The organism is Agrobacterium sp. H141, from assembly GCF_057158725.1.
Window position 1 is genome coordinate 2,787,176 of record NZ_CM169893.1, and the last position, 19,876, is coordinate 2,807,051.

20 protein-coding genes are annotated in these 19,876 nt (G+C 58.6%); 13 read left to right on the forward strand and 7 right to left on the reverse strand.

Annotated features, from left to right (window positions below):
- Positions 1–41 precede the first annotated feature (41 nt).
- Positions 42–329: an Asp-tRNA(Asn)/Glu-tRNA(Gln) amidotransferase subunit GatC gene (gatC, locus tag ACWPM9_RS12870; protein WP_428185005.1), complete on the reverse strand. Its 288-nt coding sequence runs from the start codon at positions 327–329 to the stop codon at positions 42–44.
- 66 nt (positions 330–395) lie between these two features.
- Positions 396–1,103 (reverse strand): metal-dependent hydrolase, encoded by a 708-nt coding sequence (locus tag ACWPM9_RS12875; RefSeq protein ID WP_428185006.1) that lies wholly within the window; start codon positions 1,101–1,103, stop codon positions 396–398.
- 200 nt (positions 1,104–1,303) lie between these two features.
- Between ACWPM9_RS12875 and ACWPM9_RS12880 the strand changes: the two genes are divergently transcribed.
- Together ACWPM9_RS12880 and ruvX are read left to right on the forward strand one after the other, a co-directional pair.
- The gene (locus ACWPM9_RS12880) at positions 1,304–1,606 is read left to right on the forward strand and encodes an alkylphosphonate utilization protein (protein ID WP_428186449.1); all 303 of its coding nucleotides are present in this window, start codon (positions 1,304–1,306) and stop codon (positions 1,604–1,606) included.
- 8 nt (positions 1,607–1,614) lie between these two features.
- The gene (gene ruvX, locus ACWPM9_RS12885; RefSeq protein WP_428185007.1) at positions 1,615–2,106 is read left to right on the forward strand and encodes a Holliday junction resolvase RuvX; all 492 of its coding nucleotides are present in this window, start codon (positions 1,615–1,617) and stop codon (positions 2,104–2,106) included.
- On the opposite strand, the gene ACWPM9_RS12890 is transcribed toward ruvX, so the two are convergent.
- Complete coding sequence (locus ACWPM9_RS12890; protein ID WP_428185008.1) at positions 2,046–2,381, reverse strand: DUF6105 family protein; 336 nt, start codon at positions 2,379–2,381, stop codon at positions 2,046–2,048. The genes ruvX and ACWPM9_RS12890 overlap by 61 nt on opposite strands.
- The gene (locus ACWPM9_RS12895) at positions 2,378–2,536 is read right to left on the reverse strand and encodes a hypothetical protein (protein WP_428185009.1); all 159 of its coding nucleotides are present in this window, start codon (positions 2,534–2,536) and stop codon (positions 2,378–2,380) included. The genes ACWPM9_RS12890 and ACWPM9_RS12895 overlap by 4 nt, the downstream gene beginning before the upstream one ends.
- 281 nt (positions 2,537–2,817) lie before the next feature.
- Between ACWPM9_RS12895 and ACWPM9_RS12900 the strand changes: the two genes are divergently transcribed.
- On the forward strand, positions 2,818–3,753 hold the full coding sequence (locus tag ACWPM9_RS12900; RefSeq protein ID WP_484755391.1) for an AEC family transporter: 936 nt from the start codon (positions 2,818–2,820) through the stop codon (positions 3,751–3,753).
- Here the strand turns inward: ACWPM9_RS12900 and ACWPM9_RS12905 are convergent.
- Positions 3,735–5,390 carry an acyl-CoA dehydrogenase family protein gene (locus ACWPM9_RS12905; protein WP_428185011.1) on the reverse strand — a complete coding sequence of 552 codons (1,656 nt, stop codon included), beginning with the start codon at positions 5,388–5,390 and terminating at the stop codon, positions 3,735–3,737. The genes ACWPM9_RS12900 and ACWPM9_RS12905 overlap by 19 nt on opposite strands.
- Positions 5,391–5,516: 126 nt before the next feature.
- On the opposite strand from ACWPM9_RS12905, the gene ACWPM9_RS12910 reads away from it, so the two are divergent.
- From ACWPM9_RS12910 to dprA, 4 genes are read left to right on the forward strand one after another with little or no spacing between them, the layout of a single operon-like run.
- Positions 5,517–6,473, forward strand: a complete 957-nt coding sequence (locus ACWPM9_RS12910; RefSeq protein WP_428185012.1) for an aspartate carbamoyltransferase catalytic subunit — start codon at positions 5,517–5,519, stop codon at positions 6,471–6,473.
- Positions 6,470–7,759: a dihydroorotase gene (locus tag ACWPM9_RS12915; RefSeq protein WP_484755392.1), complete on the forward strand. Its 1,290-nt coding sequence runs from the start codon at positions 6,470–6,472 to the stop codon at positions 7,757–7,759. Before ACWPM9_RS12910 ends, ACWPM9_RS12915 begins: the two co-directional genes overlap by 4 nt.
- Before the next feature lie 21 nt (positions 7,760–7,780).
- Positions 7,781–8,410 (forward strand): glycerol-3-phosphate 1-O-acyltransferase PlsY, encoded by a 630-nt coding sequence (plsY, locus tag ACWPM9_RS12920; RefSeq protein ID WP_428185014.1) that lies wholly within the window; start codon positions 7,781–7,783, stop codon positions 8,408–8,410.
- Between the two features lie 7 nt (positions 8,411–8,417).
- Positions 8,418–9,569 carry a DNA-processing protein DprA gene (gene dprA / locus ACWPM9_RS12925; RefSeq protein ID WP_484755393.1) on the forward strand — a complete coding sequence of 384 codons (1,152 nt, stop codon included), beginning with the start codon at positions 8,418–8,420 and terminating at the stop codon, positions 9,567–9,569.
- Here the strand turns inward: dprA and ACWPM9_RS12930 are convergent.
- On the reverse strand, positions 9,549–9,752 hold the full coding sequence (locus ACWPM9_RS12930) for a hypothetical protein (RefSeq protein WP_484755394.1): 204 nt from the start codon (positions 9,750–9,752) through the stop codon (positions 9,549–9,551). The two genes, dprA and ACWPM9_RS12930, sit on opposite strands and share 21 nt — an antisense overlap.
- A gap of 259 nt (positions 9,753–10,011) precedes the next feature.
- Between ACWPM9_RS12930 and topA the strand changes: the two genes are divergently transcribed.
- From topA to rpmG, 6 genes are all read left to right on the forward strand, one after another.
- Positions 10,012–12,663, forward strand: a complete 2,652-nt coding sequence (topA, locus tag ACWPM9_RS12935; RefSeq protein WP_484755395.1) for a type I DNA topoisomerase — start codon at positions 10,012–10,014, stop codon at positions 12,661–12,663.
- Between the two features lie 2 nt (positions 12,664–12,665).
- The gene (rnr, locus tag ACWPM9_RS12940) at positions 12,666–15,035 is read left to right on the forward strand and encodes a ribonuclease R (RefSeq protein ID WP_484755396.1); all 2,370 of its coding nucleotides are present in this window, start codon (positions 12,666–12,668) and stop codon (positions 15,033–15,035) included.
- Positions 15,036–15,060: 25 nt separating this feature from the next.
- Positions 15,061–15,504 (forward strand): DUF983 domain-containing protein, encoded by a 444-nt coding sequence (locus ACWPM9_RS12945; protein ID WP_428185019.1) that lies wholly within the window; start codon positions 15,061–15,063, stop codon positions 15,502–15,504.
- Positions 15,501–16,202, forward strand: a complete 702-nt coding sequence (locus ACWPM9_RS12950) for an NUDIX hydrolase (protein ID WP_484755397.1) — start codon at positions 15,501–15,503, stop codon at positions 16,200–16,202. Before ACWPM9_RS12945 ends, ACWPM9_RS12950 begins: the two co-directional genes overlap by 4 nt.
- Before the next feature lie 11 nt (positions 16,203–16,213).
- Positions 16,214–17,398 carry an MFS transporter gene (locus ACWPM9_RS12955; RefSeq protein WP_428185021.1) on the forward strand — a complete coding sequence of 395 codons (1,185 nt, stop codon included), beginning with the start codon at positions 16,214–16,216 and terminating at the stop codon, positions 17,396–17,398.
- Between the two features lie 92 nt (positions 17,399–17,490).
- Entirely contained in the window at positions 17,491–17,658 is a 168-nt protein-coding gene (gene rpmG, locus ACWPM9_RS12960) for a 50S ribosomal protein L33 (protein WP_007626161.1), read from the forward strand.
- A gap of 826 nt (positions 17,659–18,484) precedes the next feature.
- Here the strand turns inward: rpmG and ACWPM9_RS12965 are convergent.
- A complete protein-coding gene (locus tag ACWPM9_RS12965; protein WP_484755398.1) occupies positions 18,485–19,861 on the reverse strand; it encodes a PleD family two-component system response regulator in 1,377 nt (458 codons plus the stop codon).
- Between the last annotated feature and the right edge of the window lie 15 nt (positions 19,862–19,876).

Here is a 19,876-nt window from a genome sequence, read left to right on the forward strand (position 1 = left end):
GACGCGCGGGATCGTGACGGCTCGAATGAGGGCGGATGCCGCTATTCGATAACCTTCGGCACGAGGAAGAAATTGCGGTCTGTTTCCGGCGCGTTGGCAACGATATCCTCGGCCTTGTTGCCATCGGTCACGGCATCAATGCGCTTGCGCATCTCCATCGGGGTGACGGAGGTCATGGGCTCGACGCCCTCGACGTCGACTTCGGACAATTGTTCGACAAAGCCCAAAATACCATTCAACTCGCCCATCATCTTGCTGGCTTCATCATCGCTGAGAGCGATGCGGGCAAGATGCGCGACGCGCTTGACGGTGGCTAGGTCAACGGACATGGCTATTCTCCGATTGGAATTTCTCCCTCGCTATAAAGGCCATGTCCGCGCTTCGCAACGGGGGAATTATCCGAGAGTGATGCTCTCGCCGGGCTTTGGCGTTTCCACCTTGGTCTTTGAGCCATCCATTCCGGCCACAAACTTGTCCGGGGTCTGGTCGATGATCGGGAAAGTGCCGTAATGGCAAGGCAGTGCCGTCTTGAAATTGAAGAAGCGCTGGCAGGCCAGTGCGGCAACGGCTCCCCCCATGGTGAACCGGTCACCGATCGGCACGAGACCGATATCCGGCTGGTGCAATTCGTTGATCAGCGCCATGTCGGAAAAGATGTCGGTGTCGCCCATGTGCAGAAGCGAGGGCTCGTCATTGAAATGCAGCATCAGGCCGTTGGCATTGCCGAGTGCATGGGACACGCCATCTTCCGTGATCTGAGCAGAGGAATGCTTGGCATCGGTAAATGTCGCGGTAAACCCGTCAAACGCGATTGTGCCGCCCGTATTGCCCATCTCCAGCTTTTCGACACCTTTTGCGCCGAGCCAGGCAGCAAGGTCGGCATTGGCCAGCACCACGGCACCGGTATCCTTGGCAATTGCAACGGTATCGCCAACATGATCGCCGTGGCCGTGGGTCAAAAGGATGTGGGTCACACCCTTGGTCACGTCTTTCATGTCCTGACCGGAAAAGGAGGCATTATGGGTGAGGAAAGGGTCGACGAGTATGGTTGCCTTGCCGGTTTCAAGGCGAAAGGCGGAGTGGCCAAGCCAGGTGATCTTCATGGGATTCTCCTATGGTTGTCTGTCGCCAACTTATATGTGTCAGCCTCGCAAGACGGCAAGAATGGTCGGTGACGATACTGGTTTGAGGCAAAAATCTTCGATTGTTTCAGGGCGGATGATGCCACCTGCCCTTGGTTGCGTGCATCCGACCGGTACTGTAAGCGACAGCAAGCTTCGATAACGTGACCATGAACTGGAGAATGCAAATGGCCGATGACGATTATGTATATGACGAAGTGAGCGGTGAATGGCGTCCCGCTTCGGAAATCGCGGCTGAGGCTGCGGCTGCCAATGCTGTATACGATTCCGCTGGCAATGTGCTCGCAGATGGCGATTCCGTCACACTGATCAAGGATCTCAAGGTCAAGGGCGCCGGCCAGACCCTCAAACAGGGTACCGTCATCAAGTCTATCCGCCTCACCGACAATCCCGAAGAAATCGATTGCCGCCACGATGCGATCAAGGGCCTGGTTCTGCGCACCGAATTCGTGCGCAAGCGCTAGGACCGACAATGGCCATCTTGACGATCGAGGAATTGCCGGAATTTCTGGAAGCCAGACAGGCCGTGGCCGGGCTTGACCTCGGCACCAAGACTATCGGGCTTGCTATGTCCGACCTGGGGCGGCGCTTTGCCTCCCCTCGCCCGGTGATCAAGCGCGTGAAGTTTACCAAGGATGCAGAGGTGCTGTTGTCCTTTGCCGCCAAGGAAAAGGTGGCAGCCTTCATCATCGGCCTGCCGATGAACATGGATGGCTCGTCGGGTCCGCGCGTTCAGGCGACCCGTGCATTCGTCCGCGCGATGTCAGACAAGACCGACATCCCCTTCGTCTTCTGGGATGAACGGCTTTCGACCGTTGCCGCCGAAAGGGCACTTCTGGAAATGGATGTGTCACGGGCCAAGCGCGCCGAACGCATCGATTCGGCAGCGGCGAGCTTCATTCTTCAGGGCGCGCTGGACAGGCTCTCAGGGCTGACTGCCGCACGCATTGCCTCGTCGGACTGACCACGGCGTGCTCGCCACCAGGCAGCAATCTGGCGGCGCTTTCGAAATGCTATGATCGAGAAAACCAATAGACTGTCGAACACGATGGCGCGCGCGACCAGTGGGGGAATGGTCTCTGGCGGAATGCCGAGTACCTGACCGTAGATCTGGAAAACGAGGTCATGGGCCTGGCGCGTGAGCATGAAAATGCCAAAGCTCATGTCGTAATAGGAAAGTCCGTACCAACTGCTGAGCAGAAGGACCGGCGTCGCCCATAAAATCAAAAACCACTTCATGCGGTCTTCTCCCTGAACCGTCGCGTGGGCGGTCCGTTCAGCACGATATGGTTGGAGAGCGCCATCAGGCTCAACACCAGTGCAGGCACGGAAATATCCAACGCAAGACTTGCGAAGAACGTCATCATGACGACCAGAAACGCGGTCTGTTTCACGCTGGTTCCCGTCCCAACACGGATGGTTAAAACTTCGTTAACGGAGACTCTGGACCGCGCTTGCCCGGCACGCAACGTAAACCCTTCGTTATGGTTAACGTGGCCTGTGGATTTGTCCGCAGCCATAAGGCGATATCGCCGCGAGACTATGAATTGCGGTGTCTTTGGGCGGGGCCATCCCTGTTTTGCCCGCGCGATTGAATCGTGTCGCCCGACCCCGCCACCATTGCACTGCCGATCAAGGCCGGATATCGGGACGTATACAAACAGGTTTTTTCCTTATGCTCGCCATTTTCGAAGCCATTCTCCCCATCTTCCTGCTGGTGCTATTGGGCATAGGCCTCAAGCGGGCTCCGGTTTTCGAGCAGCCGTTCTGGGACGGTCTGGAGAAATTCGGATACTACGTGCTGTTTCCGTCCCTGCTGTTCATGTCACTTTCACAGGCGGATTTCGCGCGGATGGCGACCGGATCGGTTACAGCCGTCACGTTTTCCTCGGTCGTCCTGATGAGCGTGCTGGTTCTGGCAAGCTGGCCGCTGTTCCGGCGCTCGGGCGTCAGTCCGTCCAGCTTCACGACAATCTTCCAGACGGCAACGCGGTGGAACGCCTTCATGGCGCTGGCGATTGCGGAAAAGCTGGCAGGTGCCAATGGCCTGACCGTCGTTGCCATCATCATGGCGGCCAATATTCTGCCGATCAACGTCTTCAATATCGGCACGCTGGTGTGGTTCAACGGCGGCTCCCGCAACCCGACAGCCATCCTCAAGCGCATGGCGACCAATCCGATCATCCTCGGTGCTGGCGCTGGTGTGTTGGTCAATCTGACGGGTATCGAGCTCTATGATCCGGTGCTGGTTGCCGTTGATCTGGTGTCCCGCTCGGCCCTTGGCCTGGGATTGATCATGGTCGGTGCCGGTCTGAAGATATCGGATGCGCTCAAACCGCATCCGGCAGCCATTGCCGGCGTCGTGCTCAAACTCCTGGTGTTTCCGATGATCATGACGGGGATCGGCCTCTTGCTGGGCGTGCAAGGAGAGACACTTCTGCTGCTTGCGCTATCCGGAGGCGTGCCGACAGCCATGAACGGCTACCTGCTGGCAAAGCAGATGGGTGGCGACGCACCGCTTTATGCGGCGATCGCCACGCTGCAGACGGCAGCGGCCTTCTTCACCATCCCGGCAATCCTGTGGGCCGTCGGTCAGGTTGCTGGCGGGTAAAGAAGGTCGACGACATAGCGGGCGTCAAAGCGTCCATCGAGCACACCATAGGTATGGCGCCAGCCGCCGGCCAGACGTGTCTCCAGGAACGAGTCGGCAATCTTGCCGGCACCGACTCGATAGAGTTCTGCGGCAGCGGCTGCGAGCGCCAGTTGCTCGACGAACAGGCGGGCCGCACCTTCATCCTGCTCACACAGCGCGATGGCGGCGCGAAGCACTTCGACGGTTTTCTTGCCCGAGCGGCCCAGATCGCGTTCCAGCCCTTCGAATATGACTTCGAAGAGATCCCTGCCCCGGTTCAGGACACGCAAGACATCGAGCGCCATCACATTGCCCGAGCCTTCCCAGATCGCATTGACCGGCGCTTCGCGGTAGTGGCGTGCAATCGGGCGTTCCTCGATATAGCCCGAGCCGCCAAGGCATTCCATTGCCTCATAGATCAGGCCGGGCGCGATCTTGCAGACCCAATATTTGACCACCGGTGTCATGACGCGGGCAAAGGCGGCATCGGCCGGGTTTTCGCTGGCATGATCGAAACTGTCGGCCAGACGGAACGACAGTGCCGTGGCTGCCGCCACATCCAGCGCCATATCCGCCAGTACGCGGGTCATGATCGGCTGATCGATCAGGTTCTTGCCGAAGACCTGCCGCCCGCGCACGTGGTGAACGGCTTCGGCGAGCGATGCCCGCATGATGCCGGCAGACGCCAGCGCGCAATCGAGCCGCGTCAGGGTGACCATTTCGAGGATCGTGCGAACGCCCTGCCCCGGCTCGCCCAGCATATACGCCATGGAACCGTCGAACTCGACCTCGGATGACGCGTTGGAACGGTTGCCGATCTTGTCCTTGAGGCGCTGGAAACGCAGACCGTTTGCCGAACCGTCTTCGAGCAGACGCGGGGTCAGGAAGCAGCCGAGACCTTCCTTGGTCTGCGCCAGCATGACAAAGGCGTCGCTCATGGGGGCCGACATGAACCATTTGTGGCCGGCGAGACGATAGATGCCCTCACCGACCCTTTCGGCGGTGCTGGTATTGGCACGCACATCGGTGCCACCCTGCTTTTCGGTCATGCCCATGCCGATGGTGATTGCCGATTTCTGCATGGGCGGCTTGTTGGCCGAATCATATTTGCGGGACAGGATTTTCGGCGCCCATTCGCGCTGAACCCGCGGCGATCCCATCATGGCGGCGACGGACGCGCTGGTCATGGTGAGCGGGCACAGATGTCCGCATTCGAGCTGGGCGGTCAGGAAAAAGCGTACCGCACGTGCCTTGTGTTCGTGTCCCTTGGCCGGACTATTGTTCTCCCACACGGAGGAATGCAGCCCAACGGACATGGAACGGCGCATGAGCGCGTGCCAGGCCGGATGAAACTCAACCACATCCAGGCGTTCGCCACGCGGGCCGTGGGTGCGCAATTGCGGGCTGCTCTGGTTGGCCATGCGCGCCAGTTCCTGCGCCTCATGCGAGGTCACGTAGCGACCAATCGATTCGAGCTCATCTTTGACGATGCGCGGCAGCCCTGCCGAGATATCGAGCAGAAGCGGGTCGGTACGATAGGCATTGATTCCCGCCCAGGGCTTGGGCTGGTTCAACTCCAGGGCAAGTTTTTCTTCGGCTTTGCTCATCTCTGTCATGCACTTCTTCTATGCGTTATGCGCCGCATTTAACATGGGAATACCCGCGTATCCACATAGCATATGCTTGCCGGACGGCCCTTCACTCTTTATAGACCGCGTGACTTTCTCCAGAGGACGCCACCTATGGTCTTCTTTCCCCATCGCCATCTCATTGGCATCAAGGGTCTTAGCGAACAGGACATTACCTTTCTTCTCGACAAGGCTGACGCTGCAGTACAGATCAGTCGCCAGCGCGAGAAGAAGACGTCCACACTGCGCGGACTGACCCAAATCAATCTGTTTTTCGAAGCCTCAACCCGGACCCAGTCCTCGTTCGAGCTTGCCGGCAAGAGACTTGGCGCCGATGTCATGAATATGTCGGTCAGCAACTCATCGGTGAAAAAAGGCGAAACGCTGATCGACACTGCGATGACGCTGAATGCCATGCATCCAGACGTGCTTGTGGTGCGCCATTCGTCTGCCGGTGCTGCCGCACTTCTGGCCCAGAAGGTAGCCTGCTCGGTGGTGAATGCCGGCGACGGACAGCATGAACACCCGACCCAGGCGCTTCTCGACGCTTTGACGATCCGGCGCGCAAAGGGTCGCCTGTCCGGCATAACGGTCGCGATCTGCGGTGACGTGCTGCATTCGCGTGTGGCCCGCTCCAACATCATCCTTCTCAATCAGATGGGTGCGCGGGTTCGTGTGGTTGCACCTTCTACCCTTTTGCCGACCGGCATCCGCGACATGAGCGTCGAGGTCTACAACTCCATGGCAGAGGGCCTCAAAGGTGCTGACGTGGTGATGATGCTTCGTCTGCAGCGTGAGCGCATGGACGGCTCCTTCGTTCCGTCGGTCCGCGAATATTTCCACTTCTACGGCCTCGACGCCGAAAAGCTGAAAGCCGCGAAGGAAGATGCCCTCGTGATGCATCCGGGCCCGATGAACCGGGGCGTGGAAATTGCGTCCGATGTGGCCGACGGTCCGCAAAGTGTGATCGAGCAACAGGTAGAGATGGGCGTTGCCGTTCGCATGGCCGTCATGGAAACGCTTCTTCTGTCGCAGAACCAGGGACCGCGCAGCGAAGGAGTAAACGCATGAGAGCGCCGCTGGTCCTGAAAAATGCTCGCATCATCGACCCGTCCCGCAACATGGATGAAGTCGGCACGATTATTTGCGGCGAAGACGGCCGCATCATCGCTGCCGGTGCCGATGCGTCGAACCAGGGAATGCCTGAGGGTGCCGAGATGCGCGATTGCACCGGCCTGGTGGCGACACCTGGTCTTGTCGATGCGCGCGTCTATGCCGGAGAACCCGGTGCCGAGCATCGCGAAACCATTGCGTCGGCAAGCCGCGCGGCTGCCGCCGGCGGTGTAACCTCCTTCATCATGATGCCGGAAACCGATCCGGTGATCGACGACATTGCTCTGGTGGAATTCGTGCGCAAGACCGCACGTGATACCGCCGTCGTCAATGTTTACCCGGCAGCGGCCCTGACACGTGGGCTGAACGGCAAGGAAATGACCGAATTCGGTCTTCTCCAGCGTGCAGGCGCCGTGGCATTTACCAATGGACGCCAGACGCTGTCCGATACGCTGGTGCTGCGAAGGGCAATGACCTATGCCCGCGAATTCGATGCGGTGGTCTCGCTTGAGCCGCGTGACAGGTATCTCTCCGGCGGTGTCATGAACGAAGGGCTGTTTGCAAGCTGGCTCGGCCTTTCCGGCATTCCGAAGGAAGCCGAAATCATTCCGCTGGAGCGAGACCTGAGGATCGCGGCACTGACCAAGGCCAAATATCACGCGGCCAAGATATCGGTGCCGGAAGCGTCCGAGGCCGTGACCATCGCACGCAATCGCGGCGCAAATGTCACCTCCGCTATCTCGATCAACCATCTGTCGCTCAACGAGAACGACATTGGCGAATACCGGACCTTCTTCAAGCTGTCGCCACCGCTTCGCTCCGAAGATGACCGCATGGCGATGGTGGATGCGCTGTCCAAGGGCGAAATCGACATTATCGTTTCCTCCCATGACCCGCATGATGTCGACACCAAGCGCCTGCCCTTTGCGGATGCTGCGGATGGTGCGGTCGGGCTGGAGACCATGCTGTCTGCGGCTTTGAGACTGCATCACAGCGGACTGGTTACGCTCAATCGCCTGATCGATGCGATGTCCACGCGCCCTGCATCAATCTTCGGTCTCGAGGCCGGCACGCTGAAGCCGGGCGCAAAGGCCGATATCACGCTGATCGATCTGGACGAACCATGGATCGTGGAAAAAGATACGCTGATGTCGCGGTCGAAGAACACGCCCTTTGAGGACGCCCGGTTTTCGGGTCGGGCGGTTGCCACCTATGTCGCCGGGCAATGCGTGCATTCGATCTGATACCGGATCAAGGAGGAGACCATGCCTAGCCTCGACTATTCCACGCTTTCGACCACGGCCCTTATCGGCTCACTGGTTCTGGGCTACCTGCTTGGGTCCATTCCCTTCGGCCTGATCCTCACGCGGATGGCCGGACTGGGTGACGTGCGCAAGATCGGGTCCGGCAATATTGGCGCGACCAATGTGCTTCGAACCGGAAACAAGAAACTTGCAGCCGGCACCCTTCTCCTCGATGCATTGAAGGCCACGGCTGCTGCACTGCTTGCCCAATATCTGTTTGGAAGCGATGCAAGCCCGCTTGCCGGCCTTCTGGGCGGTTTTGCCGCCTTCATCGGACATCTCTTTCCGGTCTGGCTCGGCTTCAAGGGCGGCAAGGGCGTGGCCACCTATATCGGGACCTTGCTGGGCGTTGCTCCGCTCATGGTTCTGGTGTTTGCCGTCGTCTGGCTCTCGGTCGCCTTCATCAGCCGCTACTCGTCGCTATCCGCTCTGGTTGCAACGGTGATAATTCCGGTTGCATTGTGGTTTTTGGGTCAGCATGATGCAGCACTGGTCACTGCGGCGATGACCGTCATCAGCTGGTGGAAGCACAAGACCAATATTGAACGGCTGATCGCCGGGACGGAAGGCAAGATAGGCCAAAAGGGATAAGGACGGGATGGAGACAGTCGGCGCGAGACGAACAGGAATTGCGCTGACGGACCGGCAGAGGATTGCCTGGCTTCGCCTCATCCGCAGCGACAATGTCGGCCCGGCCACCTTCCGCGACCTCATCAATCACTTCGGCACCGCCGAGACAGCCATTGCCATGTTGCCTGAACTGTCCCGCCGTGGCGGATCGACGCGCGCCATCCGCGTGGCGAGTGAAGCCGAGGCGGAAGCCGAACTGGAGACTGCCCACAGATACGGCGCCCGTTTTCTGGGGATCGGCGAACCCGATTATCCGCCGGCACTGCGCCAGATCGAGGCGGCCCCTCCTCTCCTTGCTGTCAAAGGCAATCTGTCGCTGACGAGCCTGCCGGCGGTCGGCATTGTCGGCTCCAGAAATGCCTCGATCAGCGGAGCGAAATTTGCAGCAATGATTGCGCGCGACACCGGGCGGGCGGGATATGCTGTCGTGTCAGGCCTTGCACGCGGTATCGATGCGGCCGCGCATCAAGCGAGCCTCGAGACGGGCACGATCGCCGCCATGGCAGGTGGGCTGGATCAACCATATCCGCCGGAGAACCTGCCGCTCTATGCAGAGATCTGCGAAGGCCGCGGTCTGGCGATCAGCGAGATGCCGTTTGGGTGGGAAGCCCGGGCCAGGGATTTTCCCAGACGAAACAGGTTGATTGCCGGCACCGCGCTTGGCCTCGTTGTCGTGGAAGCAGCCAGCCGGTCAGGCTCTTTGATCACGGCGCGCCTGGCCGGCGAATTTGGCCGACTTGTCTTTGCAGTGCCCGGCTCTCCCCTCGACCCGCGATGCCAGGGTACCAACGGCCTGTTGAAAGAGGGGGCTATCGTTACCACTTCCTCCGATGACGTGCTGGAAGCGCTCAAACCTGTTTCCGGGACCGAGTTTTTCACCACTCAACAGGTGGAGGAGCCGTCATGGGATGAGGAGAAACCCATCGATGTGCCGCCGGGGGATCGGGAACGGACGATCATCGTCGATGCGCTCGGGCCGTCTCCGGTCGATATTGACGACATCATTCGCCATACAGGCATTGCAGCGGCGACCGTCTATCTGGTGCTTCTGGAACTCGACATTGCCGGTCGGTTGCACCGGCATCCGGGTGGGCTTGTGTCAATTTCGATGACGGAATGAAACCGACCTGCGGCCCGATTGCAGGTCACCGGCCTCGACATAGGCCATCTCAATAAGATAACAGAGCATGTCGGCTCCTTCATTCTGCGCCACCAGACGCAGCTCGGCGAGCATCTGCCGGATATATGCGATGTTCTGCCTCGTCGCGGCCTCATCAACCGTAATGTCGGTGGTATTCGTCATCGCAATTCGATCCCGCCAATAATTTTCTAAAGCTTTTCGGCCCCATCAAAAGGAAGAGCGTAAAAACGATACTTCATTTATCAAAAATTGCAATTACCCACAACTCTCCTTTTAGTTGTATCACGTTGCATCTTCCACAAAATCACGTTAGCCCCTTGACCGAAATCGAATCCCTGTCCATTTCGGAAGACCAGAATCGCGAAAATGGGCACAAGCCTGCAAAAACAAGCCGTCGCGATCGCTTGTTCAGAGAGACATCATGAATGTAGTCGTTGTAGAATCACCAGCCAAAGCCAAGACAATCAATAAATATCTCGGATCGGGCTACACGGTTCTCGCCTCGTTTGGACATGTGCGGGATCTGCCCGCAAAAGACGGCTCGGTGCTGCCCGACCAGGATTTCGAAATGACCTGGGAAGTGGATAGCGCGTCACAGAAACGCATGAAGGACATTGCCGATGCAGTGAAGTCCTCGGACGGACTGTTTCTCGCAACCGACCCGGATCGCGAAGGTGAAGCGATTTCCTGGCATGTGCTCGATCTGTTGAAAAAGAAGAAGGTTCTTGGCGACAAGCCGGTCAAGCGCGTCGTGTTCAACGCCATTACCAAGAAAGCCGTGCTCGATGCCATGGCCAATCCGCGCGATATCGATACGCCGCTGGTCGACGCCTATCTGGCGCGCCGCGCGCTCGACTATCTCGTCGGGTTCAACCTGTCTCCGGTTCTGTGGCGCAAGTTGCCGGGCGCTCGCTCAGCCGGCCGCGTGCAATCTGTTGCGCTGCGTCTGGTCTGCGACCGTGAAACCGAGATCGAGCGTTTTATCCCGGAAGAATACTGGAATATCTCTGCACTTTTGAAAACGCCGCGGGGCGACGAATTCGTGGCGCGCCTCGTTTCTGCCGATGGCAAGCGGATGCAGAAGAACTCTGTTGCCAATGGCGAACAGGCCAACCGGATCAAGGATCTGCTTGAAGGTGCAAGCTACGTGGTTGCCAGCATCGAGGCAAAGCCGGTCAAGCGCAATCCGGGCCCTCCGTTTACGACCTCCACATTGCAGCAGGCTGCCTCCTCCCGCCTCGGCTTCTCGGCGTCGCGCACCATGCAGGTCGCGCAGCGCCTTTATGAAGGTATCGATATCGGCGGCGAAACGGTCGGCCTGATCACCTATATGCGTACCGATGGCGTGCAGATGGCACCTGAAGCGATCGAGGCGGCCCGTTTGGCAGTCGCCGATCAGTTCGGCGCACGCTATGTTCCCGATGCACCCCGGATCTATTCGACCAAGGCGAAGAATGCCCAGGAAGCGCATGAGGCGATCCGGCCGACCGAATTCACACGCACACCGGATCAGGTGAAGTCGTATCTGGATTCCGACCAGCTTCGCCTTTACGACCTGATCTGGAAGCGCGGCATTGCCAGCCAGATGGCATCCGCCGAGATCGAGCGTACGACAGCTGAAATCACGGCATCGAAGGGTGGCGATCAGGCCGGTCTTCGTGCCGTCGGCTCGGTCATCCGTTTCGACGGCTTTATCGCTGCCTATACCGACCAGAAGGAAGATGGCGAACAGTCCGACGACAGCGACGAAGATGGTCGTCTGCCGGAGATCAACGCACAGGAAAGCCTGGCCAAGCAGAAAGTGAATGCCTCGCAGCACTTCACCGAGCCACCGCCGCGCTACTCGGAAGCCTCGCTGATCAAGAAGATGGAAGAGCTCGGCATCGGCCGTCCTTCCACCTATGCCGCGACACTGAAGACACTGAACGACCGGGAATATGTGACGGTCGACAAGCGCCGGCTTGTCCCGCAGGCCAAGGGTCGGCTGGTGACGGCGTTCCTGGAAAACTTCTTCACCAAGTATGTCGAATATGATTTCACCGCCGATCTCGAGGAAAAGCTCGACAGGATTTCGGCTGGCGATCTCGACTGGAAGCAGGTTTTGCGCGACTTCTGGACGGATTTCTTCGCCCAGATCGAAGATACCAAGGAATTGCGGGTCACCAATGTACTGGACGCGCTAAACGAAGCGCTGGCACCGCTGGTCTTCCCCAAGCGCGAGGACGGCTCCGACCCGCGCATCTGCCAGGTTTGCGGCACCGGAAACCTTTCGCTGAAGCTTGGAAAATACGGCGCGTTTGTCGGCTGCTCGAACTATCCGGAATGCAATTTCACCCGCCAGCTGTCGTCAGAAGGTGGTGCGGAAGCCGAGGCTCTTGGCAATGATCCCAAGGCGCTCGGCAAGGATCCGGAGACCGACGAGGACGTGACATTGCGTTCGGGCCGGTTCGGTCCTTACGTCCAGCGCGGCGAAGGCAAGGAAGCCAAGCGCTCATCGCTGCCCAAGGGCTGGAAGCCCGAAGACATCGATTTCGAAAAGGCGCTTCAGCTTCTGGCATTGCCCCGTGATGTGGGACCGCATCCGGAGACCAGCAAGATGATCACCGCCGGTCTTGGCCGCTATGGACCGTTCGTGCTCCATGACGGCACCTATGCCAATGTGGACAGCATTGAAGACGTCTTCACCATCGGCCTCAACCGCGCCGTCATCGTTCTGGCGGAAAAGCAGTCCAAGGGTGGCCGCGGGCGTGGAACGCCGGCAGCGCTGAAGGAACTGGGCGATCACCCCGATGGTGGGCCGATCACGGTTCGCGACGGCCGTTACGGTCCTTATGTCAATTGGGCCAAGGTGAATGCCACCCTGCCAAAGGGCAAGGACCCGCAAAGCGTGACCGTTGAAGAAGCGCTGGCACTGATTGTCGAAAAGGCAGGGAAATCCGGCAGTAAACCGGCCAAGGCCAAAAAGGCTCCGGCAAAAACTGCCAAGGCAAAGGCTGACGACACCGCCGATGCCAAGCTGAAGAAGAAAAGCACCGCCAAAGCGAAAACGGCGAGCAAGACAAAGAAGAGCTGAACTTGAGCAAAAATCCGCGCGAGCCCGACATGACGACCGCTCCCCGCAACAGGAAAGAGCGGCGCGCGGCAAAGGGCGCGTCGCAGCCCAAGCCTGACCAGATCATTCACGGTGAGGTTCCGTCTCGCGACGTGCTGTTGCGGTTCATTGCCGATTTTCCGGACAGAGCCTCCAAACGCGAGATTGCCAAGGCCTTCGGCCTGAAGGGCGAAGCGCGCGTCGAGCTCAAGCAAGCGCTGAAGGCCTTGCAGGACGACGGCCTGGTGCAAAAGGACCGCAAGTCGCTGGTCAAGCCCGGCGCACTGCCGCCTGTCACGCTGATCGACATCACCACACGCGACAAGGACGGCGATCTGATCGGTCGTCCATCGGAATGGAACGAGGATCTGGGTGTCGCACCCGCCGTCCTGATCCGTCAGTCAAGCGCCGACAAGAAAAACGGCAAGAGCCCCGTCGGCGGCCTGGGCGATCGGGTGCTGGCCAAGATTTTTCCCTCCAAAGATCGCGCAGGCCCGGCCTATACGGCCCGGGTGATCAAGGTGATCGACAAGACGCGCCTGTCCATCCTCGGCGTCTACAAGGAACGTCCGGGCGCAGACCATGGCCGGATCATGCCGGTCGAGCGCCGCGACGACGAAATGGTGATCGACAGCACGGACCTCAACGGCGCCAAGGATGGCGATCTGGTCGAGGTCGAAGCAATCCGCTCGCATTCCAGACTTGGCCTGAAACGCGCCAAGGTGCTGAACGTGGTTGGCTCGGTCGCGTCTGAAAAGGCGATCTCGATGATCGCCATTCATGCCCATGGCATTCCGCATATTTTCCCGCAGGCCGTTCTGGACGAAGCAGAAGCAGCCAAGCCTGCTCCGATGACCAAGCGCGAGGATTGGCGCAAGGTTCCGCTGGTCACCATCGATCCTGCCGATGCGAAAGACCATGACGACGCTGTTTATGCCGAAGAGGATCCCTCTCCCGATAATCCGGGTGGCATGATCGTGACAGTCGCGATTGCCGATGTGTCCTGGTATATACGCCCCAAATCGGCACTCGACCGCGAAGCGCTCAAGCGCGGTAATTCGGTGTACTTCCCCGACCGTGTGGTGCCGATGTTGCCGGAGCGCATTTCCAACGATCTCTGCTCACTGCGCGAGGGCGAGGACAGGCCAGCGCTTGCGGTTCGCATGACCTTTTCCAAGGAGGGCCGCAAGGCGGGACATACCTTCCATCGGGTGATGATGAAGAGTGCTGCCAAGCTCTCCTACCAGCAGGCCCAAGCGGCTATCGACGGCAATCCCGACGACAAGAGCGGTCCATTGCTGGAGCCCATTCTCAAGCCTCTGTGGAACGCCTACGAGATCATGAAACGCGGGCGCGATCGTCGCCAGCCGCTTGAACTGGACATGCCCGAGCGCAAGATCCTTCTCAAGGAAGACGGCACTGTCGACCGGGTCCATGTGCCGGAACGCCTCGATGCGCACAAGCTGATCGAAGAAATGATGATCCAGGCGAACGTGGCTGCTGCGGAAACACTGGAGAAGAAACGCCAGCCGCTGATCTTCCGCGTCCATGACACGCCGTCGATGTCGAAACAGGAAACCCTGCGCGAGTTCCTCGGCACGATCGGCATGTCACTGTCACGCGGCAATATGCGCGCCAATTCATTCAATGGCATTTTGGCCCAGGCGGTGGATACGCCGCACCAGATCATGGTCAACGAGATGGTGCTGCGCTCGCAGAGCCAGGCAATCTACAGCCCCGAAAATATTGGCCATTTCGGCCTCAACCTGATGAAGTACGCGCATTTCACCTCGCCGATCCGCCGCTATGCGGACCTGATCGTGCATCGGGCGCTGGTCGGTTCGCTCGGCCTTGGCGAAGGCGGGATTTCGCCGGACGAAGAGGCAGCACTCGCTGATATCGCCGCTGAAATCTCCACCTTCGAGCGCCGTGCGATGGCGGCCGAACGCGATACGGTCAACCGCCTTGTTGCGCATCACCTGTCGACACGCGTCGGCGACGAGTTCGAAGGCCGGATTGCCGGTGTCACCAAATCGGGACTATTTGTCGCCTTGCCGCAATTCGGCGCAGATGGCTTTATACCGATCTCGACACTTGGTAAGGACTACTTCATATACGACGAAGCGCATCAGGCACTTTCGGGCGAAAAGACCGGACTTGGCTATCAGCTTGGGGATGTCGTGGAAGTCAAGCTTGTCGAGGCCATACCGCTTGCGGGGGCGTTGCGGTTCGAAATGCTGAGCGAGGGACGCGCTATGCCCACGTCGACGCGATCATTCCACAAAACGTCCAAGCGCGGACGAGAACAAATGCGCAAGCAGCCCGGCACCCGACCGCCACGCGGTCGTCGCTGAGGTTCAGCACTGAGAGGATAAAGTCATGTCGTCAAGCGAAGCATCGTCGATGGTCCGGTATGGCGGAGACAAAAAGGCCGACCGGCCCCTGGGCCGCTCCATCATGCGGGGCATGGCTTGTTCGTGCCCCTCCTGCGGCAGCGGGCGCCTGTTTAAAGCCTTCCTGAAACCGGTGGACACTTGTGCATCCTGCGGGGCGGAGATGTATCACCACCGCGCCGACGATCTTCCGCCTTATCTGGTGGTCATGGTTCTTGGCCATGTACTGCTGGGCGGCTACATGATGACCGACCTGATTTTTCCCGCATCTCCCTGGATCCATCTTGCCATCTGGGCGCCGCTGGCAGTGGTGATCTCGCTGGCGATCATTCAACCGATCAAGGGTGGCGTCATTGGTCTGCAATGGGCACTTCGAATGCACGGTTTTGGCGACACACCTGATGAAGCGGACGAGTTTCCGGGCGCATGACCTCGCATCCCTTCGAGAACCAGCCGCAAGGGGGGCCGGCGCCTTCCCCCCTGCGGCCGAAGGATGCCGCAAGCATTCTGGTTCTTGATCGTTCCGGGACAACAATCCGGGTTCTTGTCGGCAAGCGCGGCAACAAGCATGCTTTCATGCCCAATTTCTATGTGTTTCCGGGTGGACGGCGTGACCGTACCGATCACGCGCTTCCCTATAGCTCTGACCTTCATGCATCTGTCCTGACGCGCCTCACCGGCGGCAAGACGGATGAAGCTGCGGTGCGTCGCGGCCGCGCGCTGGCGCTTGCTGCCATCCGCGAGTTGCATGAAGAGACTGGACTTGTGCTCGGCCAACTGGAGGTACGGGGCACCGTTGAGCGGCTGGTGGCCGATCTATCGTCTCTGCGATATGTCGCTCGCGCCGTGACACCGCCCGGGAATGTCCGTCGTTTCGATACCCGCTTCTTTTGCACTTTTACCGACGAAACCGCGCTTCGACTGGATTGCATGCGCAATTCGGAAGAACTTCATGATCTGCAATGGCTTGACATTGGCAGCAATTCAACGCTGAACATTCCGCCGATTACGCAAACAATCCTGGAAGACGTGCAAGCACAGATGACAGCGCAACCGTCCCTGCCCTTCGATCTGGAATGTCCATACTATTACGCACGGCGGGGCCAGTTCCTGCGCAGTGGCATCTGAGGGTTCAAACCATGTCCGATAAGGGTCTCGGTGCTCACGGTTACCCGGAGACCATCCACTGGCCGTCACTGATCGCCGCAATCGCAGCCATTACCGCCGTTGGCATTGCCATGGGGCTTGGCCTTCCGCTGCTGTCCATCATTCTGGAAAAGCGCGGAATACCGTCGACGCTGATAGGGCTCAATTCGGCGATGGCGGGTGTTGCTGCCATGATTGCAGCCCCTATCACCACCAAGCTTGCCCATGACTTCGGTGTCGCGCGCACAATGCTGTGGGCGGTTCTTCTGTCAGCCATCAGCGCCCTCGGCTTCTTCTATGCCGAACAGTTCTGGATGTGGTTTCCGCTACGGCTGGTGTTCCACGGTGCCACCACGACGCTGTTCATCCTGTCCGAGTTCTGGATCAATGCCGCTGCCCCGCCATCCCGTCGTGGCCTGGTGCTGGGCATTTACGCCACTGTCCTGTCCGTCGGATTCGCATCAGGTCCCCTGCTCTTTTCCGTACTCGGATCCGATGGGGTTCTTCCCTTCGCCGTGGGGGCCGGTGTCATCCTTCTTGCGGCAATCCCTATCTTCATCGCCCGCGGCGAAAGTCCGGTCCTGGAGGGAAAGCCGCAAAATCACTTCCTGCGCTATGTGTTCCTCGTTCCGACCGCCACTGCCGCCGTTTTCGTCTTTGGCGCTGTCGAAGCTGGCGGTCTGTCACTGTTTCCGATCTATGCCACCCGCCTCGGTTTTTCCGAGGCCCAAGGGGCTTTATTGCTGACCGCAATGGGTATCGGCAATATGGCTTTCCAGATCCCGCTTGGCATGCTTTCCGACAGGCTGAAGGATAGGCGCCTGTTGCTTTTCGTCATGGCGCTGATGGGCCTGATAGGGGCACTGATGCTGCCCTGGTTCGCATCCAATTGGATCACGCTCGGGGTATTGTTGCTGTTCTTCGGTGGCTGCGTGTCCGGTCTCTATACGATCGGCCTTAGCCATCTCGGCTCGCGACTCAAGGGGTCTGACCTTGCAGCCGCCAATGCCGCCTTTATCTTCTGCTATGCTGTCGGGACTGTTGCCGGTCCACAGGCGATCGGTGCTGCGATGGATATCTCCGGAATGCACGGTTTTGCATGGGCAATTGCGGGCTTCTTCGCGCTTTATGTGGCGCTTTCCATCGGAAGATTGCTTTTTAGACCGAAACAGACTTGACTTTTCGGGGCCGATTTGTAGTTTCGCGCCAGAATTAGCCTTGGACCCATACGGTTGTCCGTGGCTTCATTTTTCTTAAAGGCAGGACGACCATGGCTAAGGCTACAACAATCAAGATCAAGCTTCTGTCGACGGCCGACACCGGCTTCTTCTACGTTACCACGAAGAACAGCCGTACGATGACCGACAAGATGACCAAGACCAAGTATGATCCGGTCGCACGGAAGCACGTTGAGTTCAAGGAAACCAAGATCAAGTAATTCCGCTTTGGAGTTGCAAGACAGGTTCAAGGGGCGCCCGCGCTAGTCACGAGGCGCCCCTTCTCTATTCCGGCTTCGGCCGCGCGCGCCCCCCCCCTCACCGAGCGGCCAATAAAAAAGCACCGTATCATCACGATGATACGGTGCTTCTTACAATAGGGGGTCGGTCAGCATACTAAGGCGGCACGAGGAACCGACTGTAACAAGCACGCTAACCGACCGACCCCACGACCCAGGAGATGCGGCGGACCTGAGCATCATGGGGTGTTCGAATGTCCTTGTGGACCCGATGTCCGTGTCTCGAACTTCGCGCAAGTTGGAAGAAAAATCAACTATTTCTTAACCGCGCCCCATTTTGTCACAACATATGGTTAAATTCGGCCAGTTAAGACTCTCTGCTTGAATCGATATTCACGAGAGATACATAAGTATAGTTTCAGGACAATCAAATTTACCTTAGAATGAAGAACCGGCATAATCTTCGCTAACGAAAATTGAACCAAGACGAAAACGTAGTAATTTTTCTATTTTCGTACAAACTAAGATATAAAGGCACAGAAAAATTGCACCGCACCTCCATTTTAACTGTCAAAACAATGCAATTGTGCAAAGAAGACCGAAAAAATATCAATGCGAATGCCGAATGAATTCGTAAAACCGAAAACTCTTGTGACGATACACTCGCCTCAACGCAACCGACGCCACTGCACTCTCTGACGACATTTTTATCCACAACCGGCACAAGCGCAATTGAGAATTTGCCTGTCTCGGCAATCTCTGGAGAGGTGTTGCGATTCGGCACACCCATCACGGGCATCGCTTGTCGTCAGGCTGCGACGGCCGCGACCACCCGATTTCTGCCGGCATTCTTGGCTTCGTAGAGCGCACGGTCAGCCTGTTTGAGCAATTGCTCGGGCGTCACCACGCCGTCGACCACTGTCGCAATGCCCATAGATGCCGTTATATCCAGGCTGACATCGACGCCGCGTATCGTGAACGGCTTGGACTCGATAATTGCACGCAGTCGTTCGGCCACAGAAGCGGCGGTGTCTGCGGGCGTATCGGGCATGACGAGCACAAACTCCTCCCCACCAAACCGGCAGGCCAGATCCGCACCGCGCACGGTTGAACGGATACGTGCTGCAAACTCTCGCAGCACCTCATCGCCCGCGTCATGGCCGTAGGTATCGTTGACCTGCTTGAAGCGGTCGATATCGGCGATGCACACGGAGAGCGGACGCCCCCTCACCTTTGAACGTGCAAACAGCGTCTTCAGGTGATTGTCGAGATAGCGACGGTTGTTAAGTCCTGTGAGACCGTCCGTGACGGCCAGCTCGATCGTGTGCTGGACGCTTTCGCGCAGACGATCATTGAAACGCTTGCGGCGGATCTGGGTGAGGACGCGTGCCACGAGTTCATTGGGATCGAGCGGGCGCTGTATATAGTCATTGACGCCCAGATCGAGTGCGCGCACCACGATTTGATCCGCACCCTGATCGACGATGAGGAGGATCGGAATAAAGCGCGTGCGGTCCACGGAACGCAATTGGGAGCATAGACGCAGCGGATCGTAATCGTCGAAGTTGGCGTTGACGATGACCAGGTCGAACGAATTTTCCGTGGCTTCGAAGACGGCTGCCTGCGGATCGGACATGGCCATGATCTCGGCCACGGGCTTCAACGCCTTGATGATCCGTTCCTGCGAGCTGCCGCGGCTGTCGACCAGCAGAACCTGCCCCGCTTCCTCGAGCTTTCCGTCCGTCACACGCAGAAGATCTTCCATACCTATATTGCGCGCAGTCTCGGCGCGAATGCGCAACTCGTCGCTCAGCGTCTTCAGTCGCACCAGGCTTTTAACACGAGAGATCAGCTGGAGATCATTGACGGGCTTGGTCAGGAAATCGTCGGCGCCCGCCTTCAGTCCACGAACCCGGTCGGAGGGTTGATCGAGCGCGGTGACCATGACGACGGGAATATGGGCGGTGCGGGGGTCGGCCTTCAGACGCTCGCAGACCTCAAAGCCATCCATCTCAGGCATCATGATATCGAGCAAAATGACATCGACTTGCGTCTGGCTGCAGATCTCAAGTGCCCGAGGACCGTTGTCAGCCGTCAGCACATCGAAATATTCGGCAATCAGCCGAACTTCGAGCAATTTGACGTTTGCCGGTATATCGTCAACCACCAAAATGCGTGCTGTCATGGTTGATCTTCCGTC

Bases quoted from the DNA above. Each gene is read 5' to 3' on its own strand.
- ruvX (WP_428185007.1), top strand. From the start codon at position 1,615: ATGGCCATCTTGACGATCGAGGAATTGCCGGAATTTCTGGAAGCCAGA.
- ACWPM9_RS12915 (WP_484755392.1), top strand. From the start codon at position 6,470: ATGAGAGCGCCGCTGGTCCTGAAAAATGCTCGCATCATCGACCCGTCC.
- ACWPM9_RS12965 (WP_484755398.1), bottom strand. From the start codon at position 19,861: ATGACAGCACGCATTTTGGTGGTTGACGATATACCGGCAAACGTCAAA.
- ACWPM9_RS12950 (WP_484755397.1), top strand. From the start codon at position 15,501: ATGACCTCGCATCCCTTCGAGAACCAGCCGCAAGGGGGGCCGGCGCCT.
- ACWPM9_RS12930 (WP_484755394.1), bottom strand. From the start codon at position 9,752: ATGACGAATACCACCGACATTACGGTTGATGAGGCCGCGACGAGGCAG.
- ACWPM9_RS12905 (WP_428185011.1), bottom strand. From the start codon at position 5,390: ATGACAGAGATGAGCAAAGCCGAAGAAAAACTTGCCCTGGAGTTGAAC.
- ACWPM9_RS12910 (WP_428185012.1), top strand. From the start codon at position 5,517: ATGGTCTTCTTTCCCCATCGCCATCTCATTGGCATCAAGGGTCTTAGC.
- gatC (WP_428185005.1), bottom strand. From the start codon at position 329: ATGTCCGTTGACCTAGCCACCGTCAAGCGCGTCGCGCATCTTGCCCGC.
- ACWPM9_RS12875 (WP_428185006.1), bottom strand. From the start codon at position 1,103: ATGAAGATCACCTGGCTTGGCCACTCCGCCTTTCGCCTTGAAACCGGC.
- topA (WP_484755395.1), top strand. From the start codon at position 10,012: ATGAATGTAGTCGTTGTAGAATCACCAGCCAAAGCCAAGACAATCAAT.
- ACWPM9_RS12900 (WP_484755391.1), top strand. From the start codon at position 2,818: ATGCTCGCCATTTTCGAAGCCATTCTCCCCATCTTCCTGCTGGTGCTA.
- plsY (WP_428185014.1), top strand. From the start codon at position 7,781: ATGCCTAGCCTCGACTATTCCACGCTTTCGACCACGGCCCTTATCGGC.
- ACWPM9_RS12890 (WP_428185008.1), bottom strand. From the start codon at position 2,381: ATGAAGTGGTTTTTGATTTTATGGGCGACGCCGGTCCTTCTGCTCAGC.
- rpmG (WP_007626161.1), top strand. From the start codon at position 17,491: ATGGCTAAGGCTACAACAATCAAGATCAAGCTTCTGTCGACGGCCGAC.
- dprA (WP_484755393.1), top strand. From the start codon at position 8,418: ATGGAGACAGTCGGCGCGAGACGAACAGGAATTGCGCTGACGGACCGG.
- ACWPM9_RS12945 (WP_428185019.1), top strand. From the start codon at position 15,061: ATGTCGTCAAGCGAAGCATCGTCGATGGTCCGGTATGGCGGAGACAAA.
- ACWPM9_RS12955 (WP_428185021.1), top strand. From the start codon at position 16,214: ATGTCCGATAAGGGTCTCGGTGCTCACGGTTACCCGGAGACCATCCAC.
- ACWPM9_RS12880 (WP_428186449.1), top strand. From the start codon at position 1,304: ATGCAAATGGCCGATGACGATTATGTATATGACGAAGTGAGCGGTGAA.